The organism is Nocardia arthritidis NBRC 100137 (genome assembly GCF_001612765.1).
In the GTDB taxonomy this organism is placed as follows: domain Bacteria; phylum Actinomycetota; class Actinomycetes; order Mycobacteriales; family Mycobacteriaceae; genus Nocardia; species Nocardia arthritidis.
Map to the genome: position 1 here is coordinate 13,311 of NZ_BDBB01000048.1, position 16,268 is coordinate 29,578.

20 protein-coding genes are annotated in these 16,268 nt (G+C 68.5%); 13 read left to right on the forward strand and 7 right to left on the reverse strand.

The genetic code is table 11. The features are described from left to right. Window positions 1-23 precede the first annotated feature (23 nt). The 5 genes from NA8_RS27550 (at window position 24) to NA8_RS27570 (ending at window position 3,732) form a co-directional block, all read left to right on the forward strand. Window positions 24-1,253, forward strand: coding sequence for an Rv3212 family protein (locus NA8_RS27550; RefSeq protein WP_063053259.1), 1,230 nt, complete (start codon window positions 24-26; stop codon window positions 1,251-1,253). A gap of 41 nt (window positions 1,254-1,294) precedes the next feature. Then, window positions 1,295-1,807 carry a nitroreductase/quinone reductase family protein gene (locus NA8_RS27555; protein WP_063053260.1) on the forward strand — a complete coding sequence of 171 codons (513 nt, stop codon included), beginning with the start codon at window positions 1,295-1,297 and terminating at the stop codon, window positions 1,805-1,807. An 84-nt stretch (window positions 1,808-1,891) separates the two neighbouring features. Further along, window positions 1,892-2,497 carry an acid phosphatase gene (locus NA8_RS34775; RefSeq protein WP_063053261.1) on the forward strand — a complete coding sequence of 202 codons (606 nt, stop codon included), beginning with the start codon at window positions 1,892-1,894 and terminating at the stop codon, window positions 2,495-2,497. Next, window positions 2,494-3,021, forward strand: coding sequence for a GNAT family N-acetyltransferase (locus tag NA8_RS27565; RefSeq protein WP_063053262.1), 528 nt, complete (start codon window positions 2,494-2,496; stop codon window positions 3,019-3,021). Before NA8_RS34775 ends, NA8_RS27565 begins: the two co-directional genes overlap by 4 nt. A gap of 3 nt (window positions 3,022-3,024) precedes the next feature. Next, complete coding sequence (locus NA8_RS27570; RefSeq protein ID WP_063053263.1) at window positions 3,025-3,732, forward strand: endonuclease V; 708 nt, start codon at window positions 3,025-3,027, stop codon at window positions 3,730-3,732. Here the strand turns inward: NA8_RS27570 and NA8_RS27575 are convergent. Further along, window positions 3,711-4,124 carry a hypothetical protein gene (locus NA8_RS27575; protein ID WP_063053264.1) on the reverse strand — a complete coding sequence of 138 codons (414 nt, stop codon included), beginning with the start codon at window positions 4,122-4,124 and terminating at the stop codon, window positions 3,711-3,713. The genes NA8_RS27570 and NA8_RS27575 overlap by 22 nt on opposite strands. A 199-nt stretch (window positions 4,125-4,323) precedes the next feature. Between NA8_RS27575 and NA8_RS27580 the strand changes: the two genes are divergently transcribed. Both NA8_RS27580 and NA8_RS27585 read left to right on the forward strand, forming a co-directional pair. Then, window positions 4,324-5,268, forward strand: a complete 945-nt coding sequence (locus NA8_RS27580; RefSeq protein WP_063053265.1) for a diacylglycerol/lipid kinase family protein — start codon at window positions 4,324-4,326, stop codon at window positions 5,266-5,268. Window positions 5,269-5,523: 255 nt separating this feature from the next. Then, complete coding sequence (locus NA8_RS27585; RefSeq protein WP_011211115.1) at window positions 5,524-5,778, forward strand: WhiB family transcriptional regulator; 255 nt, start codon at window positions 5,524-5,526, stop codon at window positions 5,776-5,778. A 436-nt stretch (window positions 5,779-6,214) separates the two neighbouring features. Here NA8_RS27585 and NA8_RS27590 read toward each other — a convergent pair whose 3' ends face one another. Both NA8_RS27590 and NA8_RS27595 read right to left on the reverse strand, forming a co-directional pair. Further along, a complete protein-coding gene (locus tag NA8_RS27590; protein ID WP_063053266.1) occupies window positions 6,215-7,729 on the reverse strand; it encodes a sensor histidine kinase in 1,515 nt (504 codons plus the stop codon). Window positions 7,730-7,751: 22 nt separating this feature from the next. Beyond that, window positions 7,752-7,967, reverse strand: a complete 216-nt coding sequence (locus tag NA8_RS27595) for a biotin/lipoyl-binding carrier protein (RefSeq protein ID WP_040869187.1) — start codon at window positions 7,965-7,967, stop codon at window positions 7,752-7,754. 90 nt (window positions 7,968-8,057) lie between these two features. On the opposite strand from NA8_RS27595, the gene NA8_RS35945 reads away from it, so the two are divergent. Then, window positions 8,058-8,132 (forward strand): 50S ribosomal protein bL37, encoded by a 75-nt coding sequence (locus NA8_RS35945; protein ID WP_022597109.1) that lies wholly within the window; start codon window positions 8,058-8,060, stop codon window positions 8,130-8,132. Between the two features lie 79 nt (window positions 8,133-8,211). Here NA8_RS35945 and rsrA read toward each other — a convergent pair whose 3' ends face one another. Beyond that, on the reverse strand, window positions 8,212-8,502 hold the full coding sequence (gene rsrA / locus NA8_RS27600) for a mycothiol system anti-sigma-R factor (RefSeq protein WP_063053267.1): 291 nt from the start codon (window positions 8,500-8,502) through the stop codon (window positions 8,212-8,214). Continuing rightward, window positions 8,499-9,257, reverse strand: a complete 759-nt coding sequence (locus NA8_RS27605) for a sigma-70 family RNA polymerase sigma factor (RefSeq protein WP_245664031.1) — start codon at window positions 9,255-9,257, stop codon at window positions 8,499-8,501. The genes rsrA and NA8_RS27605 overlap by 4 nt, the downstream gene beginning before the upstream one ends. 170 nt (window positions 9,258-9,427) lie before the next feature. On the opposite strand from NA8_RS27605, the gene ybaK reads away from it, so the two are divergent. Together ybaK and NA8_RS27615 are read left to right on the forward strand one after the other, a co-directional pair. Then, window positions 9,428-9,922, forward strand: a complete 495-nt coding sequence (gene ybaK, locus NA8_RS27610; protein WP_063053268.1) for a Cys-tRNA(Pro) deacylase — start codon at window positions 9,428-9,430, stop codon at window positions 9,920-9,922. Between the two features lie 74 nt (window positions 9,923-9,996). Next, entirely contained in the window at window positions 9,997-10,284 is a 288-nt protein-coding gene (locus NA8_RS27615; protein ID WP_063053269.1) for a hypothetical protein, read from the forward strand. A 251-nt stretch (window positions 10,285-10,535) separates the two neighbouring features. Here the strand turns inward: NA8_RS27615 and NA8_RS27620 are convergent, their stop codons facing one another. Next, a complete protein-coding gene (locus tag NA8_RS27620) occupies window positions 10,536-11,324 on the reverse strand; it encodes an SOS response-associated peptidase (protein WP_063053270.1) in 789 nt (262 codons plus the stop codon). Window positions 11,325-11,490: 166 nt separating this feature from the next. Here NA8_RS27620 and NA8_RS27625 point away from each other — a divergent pair, with 166 nt between their 5' ends. The 3 genes from NA8_RS27625 to rsgA all read left to right on the forward strand — a co-directional run bounded on the left by NA8_RS27625 (window position 11,491) and on the right by rsgA (window position 15,853). After that, window positions 11,491-12,999 (forward strand): aldehyde dehydrogenase family protein, encoded by a 1,509-nt coding sequence (locus NA8_RS27625; RefSeq protein WP_084467129.1) that lies wholly within the window; start codon window positions 11,491-11,493, stop codon window positions 12,997-12,999. A 563-nt stretch (window positions 13,000-13,562) separates the two neighbouring features. Then, on the forward strand, window positions 13,563-14,855 hold the full coding sequence (gene aroA, locus NA8_RS27630; protein ID WP_063053271.1) for a 3-phosphoshikimate 1-carboxyvinyltransferase: 1,293 nt from the start codon (window positions 13,563-13,565) through the stop codon (window positions 14,853-14,855). A 116-nt stretch (window positions 14,856-14,971) separates the two neighbouring features. Continuing rightward, window positions 14,972-15,853 (forward strand): ribosome small subunit-dependent GTPase A, encoded by an 882-nt coding sequence (gene rsgA, locus NA8_RS27635; RefSeq protein ID WP_062973782.1) that lies wholly within the window; start codon window positions 14,972-14,974, stop codon window positions 15,851-15,853. 5 nt (window positions 15,854-15,858) lie between these two features. Here rsgA and NA8_RS27640 read toward each other — a convergent pair whose 3' ends face one another. After that, window positions 15,859-16,236 (reverse strand): YybH family protein, encoded by a 378-nt coding sequence (locus NA8_RS27640; protein ID WP_063053272.1) that lies wholly within the window; start codon window positions 16,234-16,236, stop codon window positions 15,859-15,861. Between the last annotated feature and the right edge of the window lie 32 nt (window positions 16,237-16,268).

Sequence of the window (16,268 nt, forward strand, 5' to 3'; positions counted from 1 at the left end):
TCGGATCGGCTAGTCTCGCTTTCGTGCTCGCACCCGAGCGGCGGACGCGCGCCGATATCATCTCCGCAGTCGCGATCGCGGTTCTCGTGGTGATCGCCGGGGTCTTGGTGTGGGTGCGCGGCGACGCGCACGGCACCGAGTCGGTGATCGCGTCCTCCACGGTGCCGACCCCGGCGGCGGCCGATCAACTGCCTGCCGCGTTGCGCGAACTGTGGCACGCGCCGGACGGCGCGAGCGCGCGTGCGCTCGTGTCCGGCGGCGTCGCGGTGACCGGCGACGGCGATACGGTCACCGGCCGGGACCCGCGCACCGGTGACCAGCTGTGGAAGTACCGGCGCGACTTGCCGCTGTGCGGGGTCGAGGGCCAGTACGGCATGGTGATCGCGGTCTACCGCGACGAGCGCGGGTGCAGCCAGGCCACGATGCTGGCCGGCGACAGCGGCGCCCGCCGCACGGCGCGCAGCAGCTACATGGATCGCGACGTGCGGCTGTCGGTCGACGGCACCTACCTGCTCGCGCAGGGACCGCAGCGGCTGGAGATGTGGCGCTCGGACCTGGTGCGCACCGTGGAGTACGGCTTCGTCGACGCCCCGGTGAACGTCAAGACCCAGCCGCGCAGAGGCTGCACGCTGCTGTCCTCCGGCTCCAGCCCGTCCCGGCTCGCCGTGCTGGAACGCTGCCCCGCCGACCCGGCCGAACGGCTCACCGTGCTGAACCCGGCCCCCAAGGACAACACGGTGCCGGAGGAGTACGGCTCGCACGTCTTGACCGGTCCCGGAGCGGATTCCGGGGAGGCCCGGGTGGTCGCGGTGTCCGACAGCCGGATCGTGCTCTACTTCCCCGGCGCCACCACCGGTGCGGAATCGCTGCCGCCGCGCTTGGCCGTCTACGATGGGAACGGCAACCCTGTTGTGGTGCATCAACTTTCGGCGCCCCTGAGCCAGACGGCCACGACCACCCGCATCGGGTCGGCGTATCTGGTCTTCACCGGTAACAGCGTGATCGCCTTGAACGGCAGCACTTTCGACCCGCTGTGGACCGCGGGCGCGGCATTGGGCGCACCGGCGCTGATGGCGGGAAAGCTGCTGCTGCCCACCGCCGGCGCGCTCACCGTCCTCGACCCTGCCACGGGAGCCGAAGCGGGGCGCATCCCGGTGGAGCGGCCCGGCTACGGCGGCGGCCCCATCTCCCTCACCGTGATAGGGACGACCGTACTCGAGCTGCGCGAGGGCGAACTGCACGCCTTCGCGTGAGGCCCGGCGAATTTGTCGGTGCCATGGAGCACACTGAGGGCATGAGCGAAACCCCGCCCGCCGCAAGCGAAAACAGCGCTGCTATCACCTCTTACGACGATCCGGACGCGCCGTGGAATCAGCAGTACTCCGACGAAGACATCGCGCATTGGAACGACGGCGTCATCCAGGAGTTCCGCGACAACGCGGGCAAGGTCGGCGGCGCGTACGAAGGCGGTGAACTGATCCTGCTCACCACCACCGGCGCCAAGAGCGGCAAGACGCACATGGTCCCGCTCGGCCTGTTGCGCCGTGGCGAAACCCTTTACGTGAGTTCGTTCATCGAGGACCGGTACCCCGCCTGGTACCACAACGTGAAAGCCGATTCCGCCGTAATCGTCGAGTGGGGGCCCACCACCTATCGAGGCACGGCGCGGGCGCTGGAGGGAGCCGAGTACGACGAGTTCGCGGCATGGGCGATGGCGAACAATCCATTGCTGGCGGACTACCAGGCCAAGATCTCGCGGCCGCTTCCCCTGGTGGTGCTCGAACTGGGGGACTCGATCGAGTCTTAGCCTCCGGCGGTGGGCGCGGGTTCGGATCCGGAGGGCGTCCGATCCCGCGCACCGCCATGATCATCGGTGGACCATCATGGAGACATGTCCGCACTCGACGATGCCCGCGTTGTGCTGCTCCGGCACGGCGAGACCAGCTGGTCCACACAGCGGCGGCACACCGGCCGCACCGATCTCCCGCTCACCGAGCGCGGCGAAGAGCAGGCCAGGGCGGCGGGTAGCTTGCTCGCAACGCTGAAACTGCGGAACCCGTTGATACGCACCAGCCCCCGGCTCCGCGCCAGACGCACCGCCGAGCTGGCCGGGCTCACCGGCGCCGTGGTGGACGACGAACTCGCCGAATGGGACTACGGCGCCTACGAGGGCTTGACCAACCCGCAGATCCGCGAGTCCGTGCCCGGGTGGACCATCTGGACCGGTCCAGTCCCGGACGGCGAGACCGCCGAGCAGGTATGCGAGCGCGCCGACCGGGTGCTGGCCGCCGTGCCGCCCGTCCTTCCGGAGCGGGATATCGTGCTGGTGGGGCACGGCCACTTCTCGCGCGCACTGATCGCCCGCTGGGCGGAATTCGACGTCCGGGAGGGCCGCCGGTTCGCAATGGCGACCGGCGCGCTGACCGTGCTCGGCTACGAACACGACGCGCGCGCTATCCGCGCGCACAACCTGGTACCCAACGGAGCGTCACTGTGACCCGAACCGGCCCCGCCGACCCCACCGCCGTCGACCTCGGCTCCGCCGTCCTGCGCCGCGCGGTTCCTTCCGACGTGCCCGCCCTGGTCGAGCTCGTCTACGACCTGGCCGAATACGAGAAGGCGCGGCACGAATGCACGGTCACTACCGAGCAGTTGCGCGCCGCGCTGTTCGGGCCGGAGCCGAAGGTGTTCGCGCACGTGGTCGCGGACGAGTCGGGCCTGCTGGGCTGCGCCATCTGGTTCCTGAACTTCTCCACCTGGGACGGCGTGCACGGCATCTACCTGGAAGACCTCTACGTCAAACCGGAGACGAGGGGCAGGGGCTATGGCAAGGCGCTGCTCACGGCCCTGGCGAAGGAGGCCGTCGACCACGGCTACAGCCGCGTGGCCTGGTCGGTGCTGACCTGGAACAAGCCCTCGATCGACTTCTACGAATCGATCGGCGCGGTGGCTCAGGTCGAATGGGCGGGCTATCGGCTGGCGGGCGACGCGCTCGGCAAGCTGGCCGCCGAAGCGCGGTAGCGCATGTCCTGGCTCCCGCCGCTCGACCTCGGGGCCTGGCCCACCACTGCCGAATCGGCCATGGCGATGCAGGACGAATTGCGGCCGCTGGTTTCTCCGGTGACCCCGCCGGGCGCACGGTTCCACACGGTGGCCGGACTCGACTCGGCCTACGACGACACCGGTGCGGTGGCCGCGGCCGCCGTGGTCTTGGCGGCGGACACCTTGCAACCGGTCACCTCCGCCGTCGCGCACGGCGTCACGGACTTCCCCTACCTGCCGGGCCTGCTCGCTTTCCGGGAGATCCCGGCCACCCTCGCCGCGCTCGCAAAACTGGACAGCGCACCGGATCTGCTGATCTGCGACGGGCAGGGACTCGCGCATCCGCGCCGCTTCGGCCTCGCCTGCCACCTCGGCCTGCTCACCGGCGTCCCGACGATCGGCGTGGCGAAGACCGTGTGGGGCGAATACGCCGAACCGGGTCCGGAACGCGGCGCGGCCACCGACATCACCATCGACGCGGTGGTGGTCGGGCGCGCGTTACGCACCAGAAGCGGCGTCAAGCCGGTATTCGTCTCCGTGGGCCATCGCATCGACCTCGACACCGCCTGCGACCAGGTGCTCGCGCTGACCCCGCGATACCGGCTCCCGGAAACCACCCGGCACGCCGACCACCTCTGCCGGGCAGCGCTGCGCTCGGCCGCCGGGGACTATTCCGGCTCGACCCCGTAGTCCTCGGCCATCCAGCGGGTGGACGCGGGCGCGAACAGCAGCACCAGCGCGGCGACCGCGACGACGCCGAGCGCAGCGCCGTAGACCGGCTGATGCGAGTCGGTGAGCAGCGACCACGTGACCGGAAGCAGCAGCAGCTGGGCGATGACCGCGATCGCGCGCCCCCAGCGTTTCCCCAGCAGCAGCCCGGCGCCCGCGGCCAGCACCGCGCCGCCGAGGATGCCGAACCAGGCCGCGGTGCCGTAGCCGCTGGTCGTGGATTGATCGTGACCGAGCAGTCCGCGCACCACCAGCACGATCGCGACGCCCACGGCGACCACGCCTTCCAGCGTCACCAGGGCACCTGCCGCACGGACCGTCGTCGGCACCGCCCCCGCTTTTTCGTCGCTCACGCTCGCGCCTCGCCCGCACTCGGCTCCGTCGTGCGCGACAGCGCACGGTGTCCTCGCTTCCCTCGCTGACGCTCGTTCACGCGGCAAGCCTACGACCCGCTCGGTCCCGCCCTCGTCCTGGTGTAGGGCCGCCCAACGGCACACGGGGCGCCGCTCGCCGCTTTTCCGGCGTGGGCCGGCGGCCAACTAGGCTGCCATCGTGCGGACGCTGCTGATCGTGAACCCGAATGCCACCTCCACCACGCCCGCGACCAGGGACCTCTTGGCGCACGCGCTGGAGAGCCGCACCCAGCTCACCGTTGCGCACACTCAGCACCGCGGCCACGCCGCGGAACTGGCCCAATGGGCGGCGACCAACGAAATGGACCTCGTCGTCGTGCACGGCGGCGATGGGACGGTCAACGAGACCATCAACGGATTCCTGCCGCTGCCGGTCCTCGACGACGGTCAAGCCTGGTTGCCGCGCCTCGGTGTGATCCCCGGCGGCTCGGCCAACGTCTTCGCCCGAGCGCTCGGCATCTCCCCCGACCCGGTGACCGCCACCAATCAGCTCATCGACCTGCTCACGGTGGAAACCGATCGCCGGATCGGCCTCGGACTGGCCGACGACCGCTGGTTCTGCTTCAGCGCGGGCGTCGGATTGGACGCCGACGTGTGTGAGGCGATCGACGCCAGCCGCGCCCGTGGCCGCGCCGCCACCCCCGGGCGATACGTTCTGACGACCGTTCGGCAATTCTTCCGGGCGAAACGCAACGAACCGGGCGTTCAGGTGGAAATTCCCGGCCGCGATCCGGTAGACGGAGTGCACTACGCCTTCGTTACCAACACCACACCGTGGACCTACCTGAACGCCACGCCGGTGCACACCAATCCCGGCACCCGGTTCGAAACGGGGCTCGGAGTGTTTGCGGTGCGCTCCATGGCCGTCGTCCCCACCCTGCTGCTCGCGCGCCAGCTCCTCGCAGCCGACGGAAACCCCAAGTCCCGCAATTTATTTCGCGAAGACGACGTTCCCACCGTACGAATCGAGTCCAAAGAACCCATCGGCCTGCAAATCGATGGCGACTTCATCGGGAAGCGCAACGTGGTGGATTTCACTGCCGTGCCCGACGTCCTCGCGGTCGTCGCTCCGCGGCCGCGCTGAGGGCGAAACACCCCCGAAAACATCGCGGGTAGTGCTGCGAAAACCCGGTGGAGCGAGTACAAAGGACCGGGCAGGCTTCCCCCTGTGGGGGCCTTCAGAGCGTGAGCTTCCCCACGGTGCACCGCGTGCCTATTGACATCTACGGTGTTCGTGAAAGCATTCACAAGCAACCGTGCGGAAACATTCGAGTCGCACAAGTGAACGAACCACAAACCCATAGGCGCCTCACGCGGCGCCCAGCAAAGGAGCAGAGGAATGGACTGGCGCCACAAGGCCATCTGTCGCGATGAGGACCCCGAGCTGTTTTTCCCGGTGGGTAACAGTGGTCCGGCGCTCGCGCAGATTGCCGATGCCAAGCTGGTCTGCGCTCGCTGCCCCGTAACCGCCGACTGCCTGTCCTGGGCCCTGAAGTCCGGACAAGATGCCGGCGTGTGGGGTGGTATGAGCGAGGACGAGCGCCGGGCGCTCAAGCGTCGCAACGCGCGCACCCGCACCCGCACTGTCGTCTGAGCGAGACGATCAGCATTACCGGGCCATTCAGCCCGGCCCGGTAACGCATTTCAGCCCGGCACCCATAGGTGCCGGGCTGTGTTGTTTATGTCCGCCGGATCACGAACTGGAAATACCCGGTCTCGCTTCGCGGAGGAAACGGGAACCGACCAATGCGGTTGGGTGGAACGGCAATTGCGGCAATTGCGGCCGGGCGGCGATTCGACTCGCGAATGCGCGGGAGCTGTGCGAAAGTAGTCGGTTCTCCAGCGCGTGGGACCGGTAGCGAATCCGACCCGCACCTCGCATTCCGCTCGATACGGACATTCGGATGGGTGCCGCACGGTAAGCCGCCGACCGCACCCGAGTAGCGTCCGCCCGCGACCTGCGAGCAACAGGTCCCGGGAGTTCGCACGCGACCGGTGCCGAAGCGGCGAATCCGTCTACCGCCGATCGGTCAACGGCCGGAACGACGGCCCAGCGGGACGCGCAGGACGGCGTCGGTGCCGATATCGGCGCCGGGATGCAGGCCGATGGAACCGCCGAGTTCGGCGGTGACCAGGGTCCGGACGATCTGGAGGCCGAGCCGATCCGAGGACTCCAGGCTGAACCCGGGCGGCAGGCCGCGGCCGTCGTCGCTGATGATCACGTCCAGCCAGCGCGCCGAACGCTCGGAACGGATTGTCACCGTGCCGTTTTCGCCCGAATCGAAGGCGTGCTCGATGGCGTTCTGCACCAGTTCGGTGAGCACCATCACCAACGGGGTGGCGCGTTCGGCGGAGAACACACCGAGCGAGCCTGCGCGGCGCACCTTGATGCGCGTGGTGTGCACCGTGGCCACGTCGGCCATGATCGGCAGCAGCCGGTCCACGACCTCGTCGAGATCGACCTCTTCGTCCACCGACATGGACAGCATCTCGTGCACCGACGCGATGGAGGTGACCCGGCGCACCGACTCGGTGAGCGCGACCTGCGCCTCCTCGTTCTCGGTGCGGCGCGCCTGCAGGCGCAGCAACGCCGCGACGGTCTGCAGATTGTTCTTCACCCGGTGGTGGATCTCCCGGATGGTGGCGTCCTTGCTCAGCAGGGCACGATCGCGCCGCTTGACCTCGGTGACGTCGCGGACGAGCACGGCGGCGCCGGCCAGTTCGCCGTGCGGGCGCAGCACGAGGGTGCGCAGCAGCACGGTGGCTCCGCGCGCCTCGACCTCCATCCGGCGTCCGGTCCGCCCGGCCAGCGCGGCCTGGATGTCGCCCACCACTTCCTGGGCGTCGAATGGATCGGTGATCAAGGACCGGGTGGTGACGGCGAGATCCTGGCCGACCAAGTCGGCCTGCAAGCCCATCCGGTGATAGGCCGAGAGCGCGTTCGGACTGGCGTAGACGACGATGCCGTCGGTGTCGAGGCGGATGAAGCCGTCCCCCGCGCGCGGGCTGGAATGGGTGGCCGCGCGATCCTCGGTGGTCGGGAAGGTGCCGTCGGCGATCATCTGGCACAGATCGTCCGCGCACGCCACGTACGCGCTCTCCAGCTGACTACGCACCCGGGAGCGTTGCAGATCGGTGTCCCGGCTCAGCACGGCGATCACATCGTCACCGCACCGCACGGGAATCGCCTCGCGGATGGCGTGCACCGGACGCGGGTGATAGACACCGGATGTCTCGACGTCGCTGTCGGCTCGCACGATATCGCCGCTGGCCAGCGCGTCGAAAACCTGCGGATGTTCGGCCTGCAGAGCGGATGTGCCGACCAAGTCCTCTTGATGCACGGTATGGGCGGTGGTGGGACGGCACTGCGCGACACACACGATGTCCGCGCCCTCCGTCACCGGGCCCGCACCGACCCACAGCAGCAGATCGGCGAAGGACAGATCGGCCAGCAGCTGCCAATCGCCTACCACCCGCTGCAGATGGTCCACGGCGACCCCGGGGAGGTCGGTGTGCTCGGCCAGCAGCTCGCTCAGTGTCGCCATGCAGATCTACCGCCGCAATCGATCAGGAGATGACCGCGATCAGGTGGCCCGCCTTGATCGCGTCGCCCTCCTTGACGCCGATCGAAGTCACCGTGCCGCTGGACTCCGCGACCACCGGAATCTCCATCTTCATCGACTCGAGGATCACCAGGGTGTCGCCCTCGCGGACTTCGTCACCCTCCTTGGCGACGACCTGGTAGACGACCGACACCAGCTCGGCGAGCACTTCCTCAGCCATGGCACCCCATTCACTCGTTGGCCTGTATCCGCTGACGGTACAGCCAACCACACGTGAAAGAATGGCCTTCAATCAGAAGGGAGACTACTCATGGGTAAGCGCGGACGTAAGAAGCGTAGCCGCAAGGGGAACGCAGCCAACCACGGCAAGCGGCCCAACGCCTGAGCGCGACGCTCGGCTCGAAAAGCACGAAGCGGCACGCACTTCCAGCGGGAAGGCGTGCCGCTCGCGTTTCACCGAACGGCTATTCCGAGGTTTCGACCGAGGTCTCCCCGGCGACGAACGTCCGGCGGATCTCGATGGTCAGGCGCTCGCGCAAGGACTCGGGCGCGCGATCACCGCCGCATTTGCGGCTGAGCAGGTTCTTGACCTTCTCCTCGATGCCATAGGCCTCGATACACGGACTGCAGTGCTCCATGTGGTGCTGCAACCGCGCCCTGGTCGCCTCGTCGCACTCCCCGTCCAGCATCAGCCACACGTCGGCCAGCACCGCCGTGCAGTCGAGCTCCAGGTCGGGGTCCCGTTCGGTACTCACTGCTTGACCTCCTGGCGTTCCCCCGAACGGTTGAAACCGCGCTCGCGCGCGACATCGGCGAGCAAACCCTTCAGTTGCTTGCGGCCGCGATGCAGCCGGGACATCACCGTACCGATGGGCGTGCCCATGATGTCGGCGATCTCCTTGTACGGGAACCCCTCGACATCGGCGTAGTACACCGCCATGCGGAACTCCTCGGGCAGTTCCTGCAACGCGGCCTTGATGTCGTCGTCCGGTAACGCGTCCAGCGCCTCGACCTCGGCCGAGCGCAGACCCTGCGAGGTGTGCTCGGCGGTCGCGGCCAGCTGCCAGTCGGTGATCTCGTCGGTCGGATATTGCGCGGGCTGGCGCTGCTTCTTGCGATAGGAGTTGATGTAGGTATTGGTCAGGATCCGGTACAGCCAGGCACGCAGGTTGGTGCCCTCCCGGAACGATTTGAAGCCCTGGTAGGCCTTGACGTAGGTCTCCTGGACCAGGTCCTCGGCATCCGCCGGATTCCTGGTCATGCGCAGTGCGGCGCCGTAGAGCTGGTCGAGCAACGGGAGCGCGTCCCGTTCGAACCGCTGTGCCAGCTCGGCATCGTCGACGGCGCCGACATCGTCGGCCGCCACGTCATCGTCGCTCGTCACACCTGTCCCTTCGATCGCCGTACCTGCCAAATCTACCGGCATCGGCATATCGAAGGAGAATCCGCCGTCCGCCGGGGACACCTCGGTCCATACCGGGCGGTCATCGAGCAGCACGGGCACAGGCATCTCCTTCACGTATCCATAGGGCCTGCTCATGCGCTGGAAATCAGTCCGAGCGCGGTGTACCGGCTACAACATGCGCGACCCGTCCGGTGTTCCCGTGTCCCTCCCGCTCGCGGCGAACGCGCAGGAAATCCCGTTGCCGGCCGGGCCACGGCCGCCGTTAAGGTTTGGCCATGGCAGCAGGCTCGACTCCGGCGATCCGCGCGTTGACCCAGGCGAAGGTGTCCCATCGCGTGCACGCCTACAAGCACGATCCGCGCGCCGACTCCTACGGCACCGAGGCGGTGGACGCGCTGGGCGCCGAACTCGGCGTCGCGGCCGAGCAGATCTTCAAGACCTTGGTCATCGAACTCGCCACCGGCTCACTCGCGGTGGCCGTGCTTCCGGTGCCCACCACCCTGTCGCTCAAAGCCGCGGCCGCGGCGCTCGGCGCGCCGAAGGCGAGCATGGCGGACAAGACGCGGGCGGAGAAGACCACCGGGTACGTGCTCGGCGGTATCTCACCGCTCGGTCAGCGCAAGCCGCTGCCCACCGTGATCGATGACTCGGCGTTGCGCTGGGACCGGATGCTGTGCAGCGCCGGACGGCGCGGACTGGAGATCGAACTCGCGCCCGCCGACCTGATCCGGTTGACCGCCGCGGTGACCGCGTCCGTGACATCCGCGTAATTCGTCCACCATCGGCGCGATCTGTGCGTTACTGAACTGGCCAGATCGACCCGACTCGTGAGGATGTGATGCGAATGTCTACGCACCAGCGTGTGCGCGCCGTGATCGTCGCGTTGTCCGGAGTGCTCGTCTTGGCTCTCGGTCCGGTAACGCTCCTAGCGCCCGAGGCCGCCGCCTCGCCGGGCACGCAGGTCAGCGATTCCGTGTTCGACTTCGACGGTCAGGGATCGAAGAGTGATGACAAGGCCGGAAAGGCCGAGAAACTGAGCGGGAACGTCACCACCAAGCTGATCGACCTGGTCGCTGGAATCATCAAGTGCGGGCTCAATATCGCCTCACCCAGCGTGAAGTGCTCGCTGTAACTTCGGCCACGACTGCGTCGCGGCGTGTTCGCGGCACAGGCTAGGTCTCGCTTCGCTCGAAACCGGGAGTTGAGCTGGTGTGGTCGCGCATGGCGGTCACACCGGCACCCTCTGTTCGCGGAGTATCGGTGGATGGCTCGTGGCAGCTACCGCCTCGGCTACGCAGCGGTATGACGGCGCGAACACGCTCGACGTCGTGGTCGAAAGCGGCGGTCCGGCCGACGCGGCTACGACGGTGTGACAGCGAGCGATCACAACAGACTGATCTGCTCGGCGTCCTTCTGATCCGACACGCGAGCAAGCAGTTCCGGTCCGTTGTTCCGCACGCTGTTGACCAGCGCGGGCACCGGGCGGGGCACGATGTCGGCGACCACTTCCTCAGACGGCGTCTCCAGCAGGCTCGCGGGCGCCGGGTGATCCGGGTCCAGCCATGCGTCCCAGTGCTCCTGCGGCATGGGCAGCGGCATCCGGTCGTGGATGCGGGTCAGGTCGCCGACCGCGTCGGTGGTCAGGATGGTGCACGACAGCAGCGGCTCGCTCTCCGGCAGGGACCGGTCCCGCCAAACCGACCACAGACCGGCCATGTAGAGGCGGGAACCGTCCGCGTGGGCCATGTAGTACGGATGCTTGGCGACCTTCCCTTTCGCACCCTTCTCGCCGTTCGGCTCGACGACCCACTCGTACCAGCCGTCCATCGGTACCAGGCAACGCCGGTACTTCACCGCGTCGCGGAAGGAGGGCGTGGTGGCGGCCTTGTCCGCGCGGGCGTTGAACAGCGGCTTGCCCTTGACCGGGACACCGGGCTCGGCGGCCTTGGTCCACACCGGGATCAGCCCCCAGCGCATCCGCCGGATCCGCCGCTTCGGGTCGTCGTCCTTGCCGCCCTGATCGTGCCGCTCGACCACGGTGAGAACCTGCGTGGTCGGAGCGACGTTGTAGTTGGTGAAAGAGTTCTGGTCCGCGGAGTCGGTCTCGTCGATCGCATCCAACTCGACCGCGAGCCTGCCGGGGTTGGTCGTGGTCGCATATCGTCCGCACATATCCCGATAGTCCCACTCGCCACCGACAGAGTCGGGGACAATTGGTGCATAGCTGGTGACCAGTTGAGAGTTGTGACATAGCATTCTCTCATCGGAAGGACGGGCCGCCCGTCCACTCGGACACGCGCATCGACCGTCCACCGGAGACGGCAAGAGGAGACCCCCTGTGACATCCACCGACACCAAACCGGCCGATCGCGACACGGCACTGACGTCGGTCAATCCGGCGACAGGCGAGGTGATCGGCACGCACGTCATCGCCGACGACGCCGCGGTGGCCGCCGCGGTGGCCAAGGCTCGCGCAGCGGCCGCCACCTGGGGCGCGCTGAGTTTCGACGAACGGCGCACGCATCTGCTGCGCTGGTCGAGCAAGCTGGTGCAGGACTCGGAGAAGTTTTGTGAGCTGATCCACGCCGAGAACGGCAAGCCGCTCGACGACGCCTTCCTGGAGCTGATGCTCGCGCTCGAGCACATCGCCTGGGCGGCCAAGAACGCCAAGAAGGTGCTCGGGCCCAAGAAGGTCTCCCCCGGCGCGCTGATGTCGAACTTCAGCGCCCGGCTCGAACAGCGCCCGCTCGGCGTGGTCGGCGTGATCGGCCCGTGGAACTACCCGGTCTACACGCCGAACGGTTCCATCGCCTACGCGCTGGCCGCGGGTAACACCGTCGTGTTCAAGCCGAGCGAGTACTCCACCGGCATCGGCAACTTCCTCGCCGACGCGTTCGCCGCGGCCAACCCCGAACTGCCCGAGGGCGTCTTCATCACGATCAACGGTTACGGCGCGACGGGCGCGGCGCTGGTCCGCTCGGAGGTCGACAAGATCGCGTTCACCGGCTCCACCGCCACCGGCAAGCGGATCATGGCCGCCGCCGCGGAGCGGCTCACCCCGGTGCTGCTGGAGTGCGGCGGCAAGGACGCGGTGATCGTCGCCGCCGACGCCGACATCAAGGCCGCTGCGGACGCGGTTGCCTGGGGCGCCACCGCCAACAGCGGCCAGACCTGCGCGGGCGTCGAGCGGGTCTACGTCGACCGCTCGGTGCGCGAGGAGTTCGTCGCCGAGGTCAAGCGCATCCTCACCGACATCAAGCCCGGCTCGGACGACAAGGCCGCCTATGGCCCGATGACCATGCCGAGCCAGATCGACATCGTGCGCCGCCACATCGAGGACGCGTTGAAGAACGGCGGTACCGCGGTGCTCGGCGGGCCCGAGTCGGTCAAGGCGCCGTTCATCGAACCCGTCGTGCTGGTCGACGTGGACGAGAACTCCGAGGCGGTGGCCGAGGAGACCTTCGGCCCGACCATCACCATTCGCACAGTCGACGGCGTGGACGAGGCGGTCGAGCTGGCCAACAACTCCAAGTACGGCCTGTCCTCGGCGGTCTACTCGAAGAAGAACGGCCTGGACATCGCGCGCAGGCTGCGCGTGGGCGCCACCTCGGTGAACTCTGTGCTCGCCTTCGCCGCAATCCCCGGCCTGCCCTTCGGCGGCGTCGGCGATTCCGGCATCGGCCGCATCCACGGCGAGCCGGGTCTGCGCGAGTTCACCCGCCCGCACTCGATCGCGGTGCAGCGCTTCACCGTTCCCGGAATGGCGCTGCTGAGCTACAGCCGCACCGACTCCACGATGAAGCTGCTGCGCAAGCTCGTTCCGTTCCTGCACGGGCGGCACAAGTAAGAATCCGACAGCCGGGGCCGGGGCCTGGTACTCGACGTCGTCGAGTACCAGGCCCGTGCCATAGGTGGCATAGGTGGCGCCGGAGCAGTTCCCCGGAGAGCCCCCTGCGCACCGCTGACCGCGACGGCGAGCGTTATGAAAAAGTCGGTCGGGTAACGTCCGCGGCCCCGGGAACCGCGCAACCGCGGCACTCGGTCAGCACCGCCACACCAGCCACATCCCGACCTCGAGAATCCCTTCTCGCACAACAACTTTGGATGAACACCCGGTCGGAGCGCAAAGCGACCCGAGCATGCGCCGTCCGCGGCCTCACTCGCGCCCGAGTGGCCGCCATGTAGAGGCGAGTGACAGCCGAGCCGACAACCAGCAACCAGCAACCAGCACCAGTAAGGAAGTTCCTATACCGACGCGCCCAGCAAACCCCGACTCCCGGTTTCGAGCGAAGCGAGACCGAGCATGTTCCGTTCGCGCCGCAGGCGCTGGAAAACCAACACAGCCACAAAGGGGCCGCGAACACCCAGCGCCGCAGGCGCTGGAAAACAACACCGTGTGATGATGGATGAGTGAACTTCTGGCCAGCGCCCCATGTCGAGGTCCCCGTACACGCGACCGTGACCCTGCCCGGATCGAAATCGATCACCAACCGGGCGCTCATCCTGGCCGCCCTGGCAGACGGCCCCTCCACGATCACCGGCGCGCTGCGCAGCCGTGACACCAACCTGATGATCACCGCGCTGCGCGCGCTCGGCGCGGACATCGAGGGTGCGGGCGACACGGTGACCGTGACCCCGGCGCCCCTGGGGGGCGGCACGGTCGACTGCGGGCTCGCGGGCACGGTGATGCGCTTCCTGCCGCCGGTCGCCGCGCTGGCGTCGGGCGATGTCGCCTTCGACGGTGACGAACAGGCCAGGATCCGTCCGCTGCGCACCATCCTGGACGCGCTGCGCGCGCTCGGCGCCGATGTCGACGGCGACACGCTGCCGTTCACGGTGCACGGCAAGGGCGCGCTGCGCGGCGGCACGGTGACGATCGACGCGTCCGGATCGTCGCAGTTCGTCTCCGGCCTGCTGCTGTCGGCCGCGCGCTTCGACGAAGGCCTGGTGGTGCACCACGACGGCAAGCCGCTGCCGTCGATGCCGCACATCGAGATGACGGTGGAGATGCTGCGCCGCGCCGACGTGCGGGTGCAGGCGCCCGCGGACAGCTTCAAGGCGCAGACCTGGACCGTGGAACCGGGACCGATCCGCGCGGTGGACTGGGAGGTCGAGCCGGACCTGTCCAACGCCACCCCGTTCCTGGCCGCGGCCGCGGTCACGGGTGGGACGGTCAGCATCCCGCACTGGCCGCGGCTGACCACCCAGCCGGGTGACGTGATCCGCGAGATCCTCGTGCGGATGGGCGCCGAAGCGCGGATCTTCGACGGCGTGCTCACCGTGCACGGCCCCGACCGGCTGGCGGGCATCGACATCGACCTGCACGATGTGGGCGAGCTGACGCCCACCGTCGCCGCGCTGGCCGCGCTGGCCGATTCCCCGTCCGTGCTGCGCGGGATCTCCCATCTGCGCGGGCACGAAACCGACCGCCTGGCAGCGCTGTCCACCGAGATCAACCGCCTCGGCGGCAAGGTGACCGAGACCGAGGACGGGCTGGAGATCGTGCCCGCCGACCTGCACGGCGGCAAGTGGCACTCCTACGCCGATCACCGGATGGCCACGGCGGGCGCCATTCTCGGCCTCCGGGTGCCCGGCATCGAGATCGAGGACATCGGCACCACGGCCAAGACGCTGCCGAACTTCGTCGCCCTCTGGGAACGCATGCTCGAACCCGCGCTATCCGACGAAGGAGCGGCGCACTGAGCGGGGGACGGCGCTCCGCGGCCAGCTACGACGAATCCGATGTCCGGGTTCGTCCAGGGCGGAGTTCCCGTCCCCGCACCAAGACCCGGCCGCAGCACAACGACGCCGAGCCGGCCATGGTGGTCTCGGTCGACCGGGGGCGCTGGGGGTGTGTCCTCGGCGGCGATCCGGAGCGCCGCATCGTCGCGATGCGGGCCCGGGAACTGGGTCGCACCCCGATCGTGGTCGGCGACCAGGTGGACGTGGTCGGAGATCTGTCCGGGCGACCGGACAGCCTCGCCCGCATCGTCCGGGTCGCCGACCGGCGAACGGTGTTGCGCCGCACCGCCGACGACACCGATCCGTACGAGCGACTCGTGGTCGGCAACGCGGAGCGGCTGTTCATCGTGGTCGCGCTCGCCGACCCGCCCCCTCGCACCGGTTTCGTGGAACGGGCGATGGTCGCCGCGTACGCCGGTGGGCTACAACCGGTTCTGTGCCTGACCAAGCACGATCTGGCCGCCGATTCCGAATTCGCCGCCGCCTTCGACGATCTCGATCTCACCATCGTCTACGGCGGCATCGACGATCCGCTCGAGCCGGTCCTGGAACTGCTCACCGACCACCTCACCGCGCTGATCGGCCACTCCGGCGTCGGCAAGTCCACGCTGGTCAATCGCCTTGTGCCGGATGCGGAACGGGCCGTGGGCGTGGTGTCGGGGGTGGGCAAGGGCAAGCACACATCCACCCAGTCGGTCGCGCTCCCGTTGCCGGATGGCGGCTGGGTCATCGACACACCCGGGGTGCGATCGTTCGGTCTGGCCCACATCACCCCGGACGACGTGATCGCCGCCTTCACCGATCTCGCCGGAGCCATCGAGGACTGCCCGCGCGGCTGCACCCATCTCGGCCCGCCCGCCGACCCGGAATGCGCGCTGGACGAGCTTCCCGGCAAGGAACGCCGGGTGGCCGCCATCCGCCTCCTGCTCGTCGCCCTGACCTCCAACGACCCCTGGTAAGCGGGTCAGTGCCCGTCCGGCTGTCCGGGCGCGAACGGCCACTCTTCGAACCACACACAGCGGCCACCCTGGTCGAAGCGCAGGATCCACAGGTCTCGCCATCGCGCGGGGGTGTCCCGCGCGTATTCCACCTCCACCCGGACCACCGCGGTGTCCCCGTCCACCGCGACGATGCTCGATCGCAGGACGAACTGCTCGTCGGGCCCGTCTCGGCCGCCTTCCCAGAAGTCGGCGAGCGCGTCGAGACCGGTCAGCGGCTGCGCCCACGGCGAGACGAGGTATCCGGCGTCCGCGGCGAACAGGTCGGCGAGTTGTTCTGTGCCCGCCGACCGCCAGGCTCGCTCATATCCGGCAACCCATGCTTCGACAGCTGCGCGGTCCACGCCAGGAAGATACGCCGACGCGCCCGGCTGTT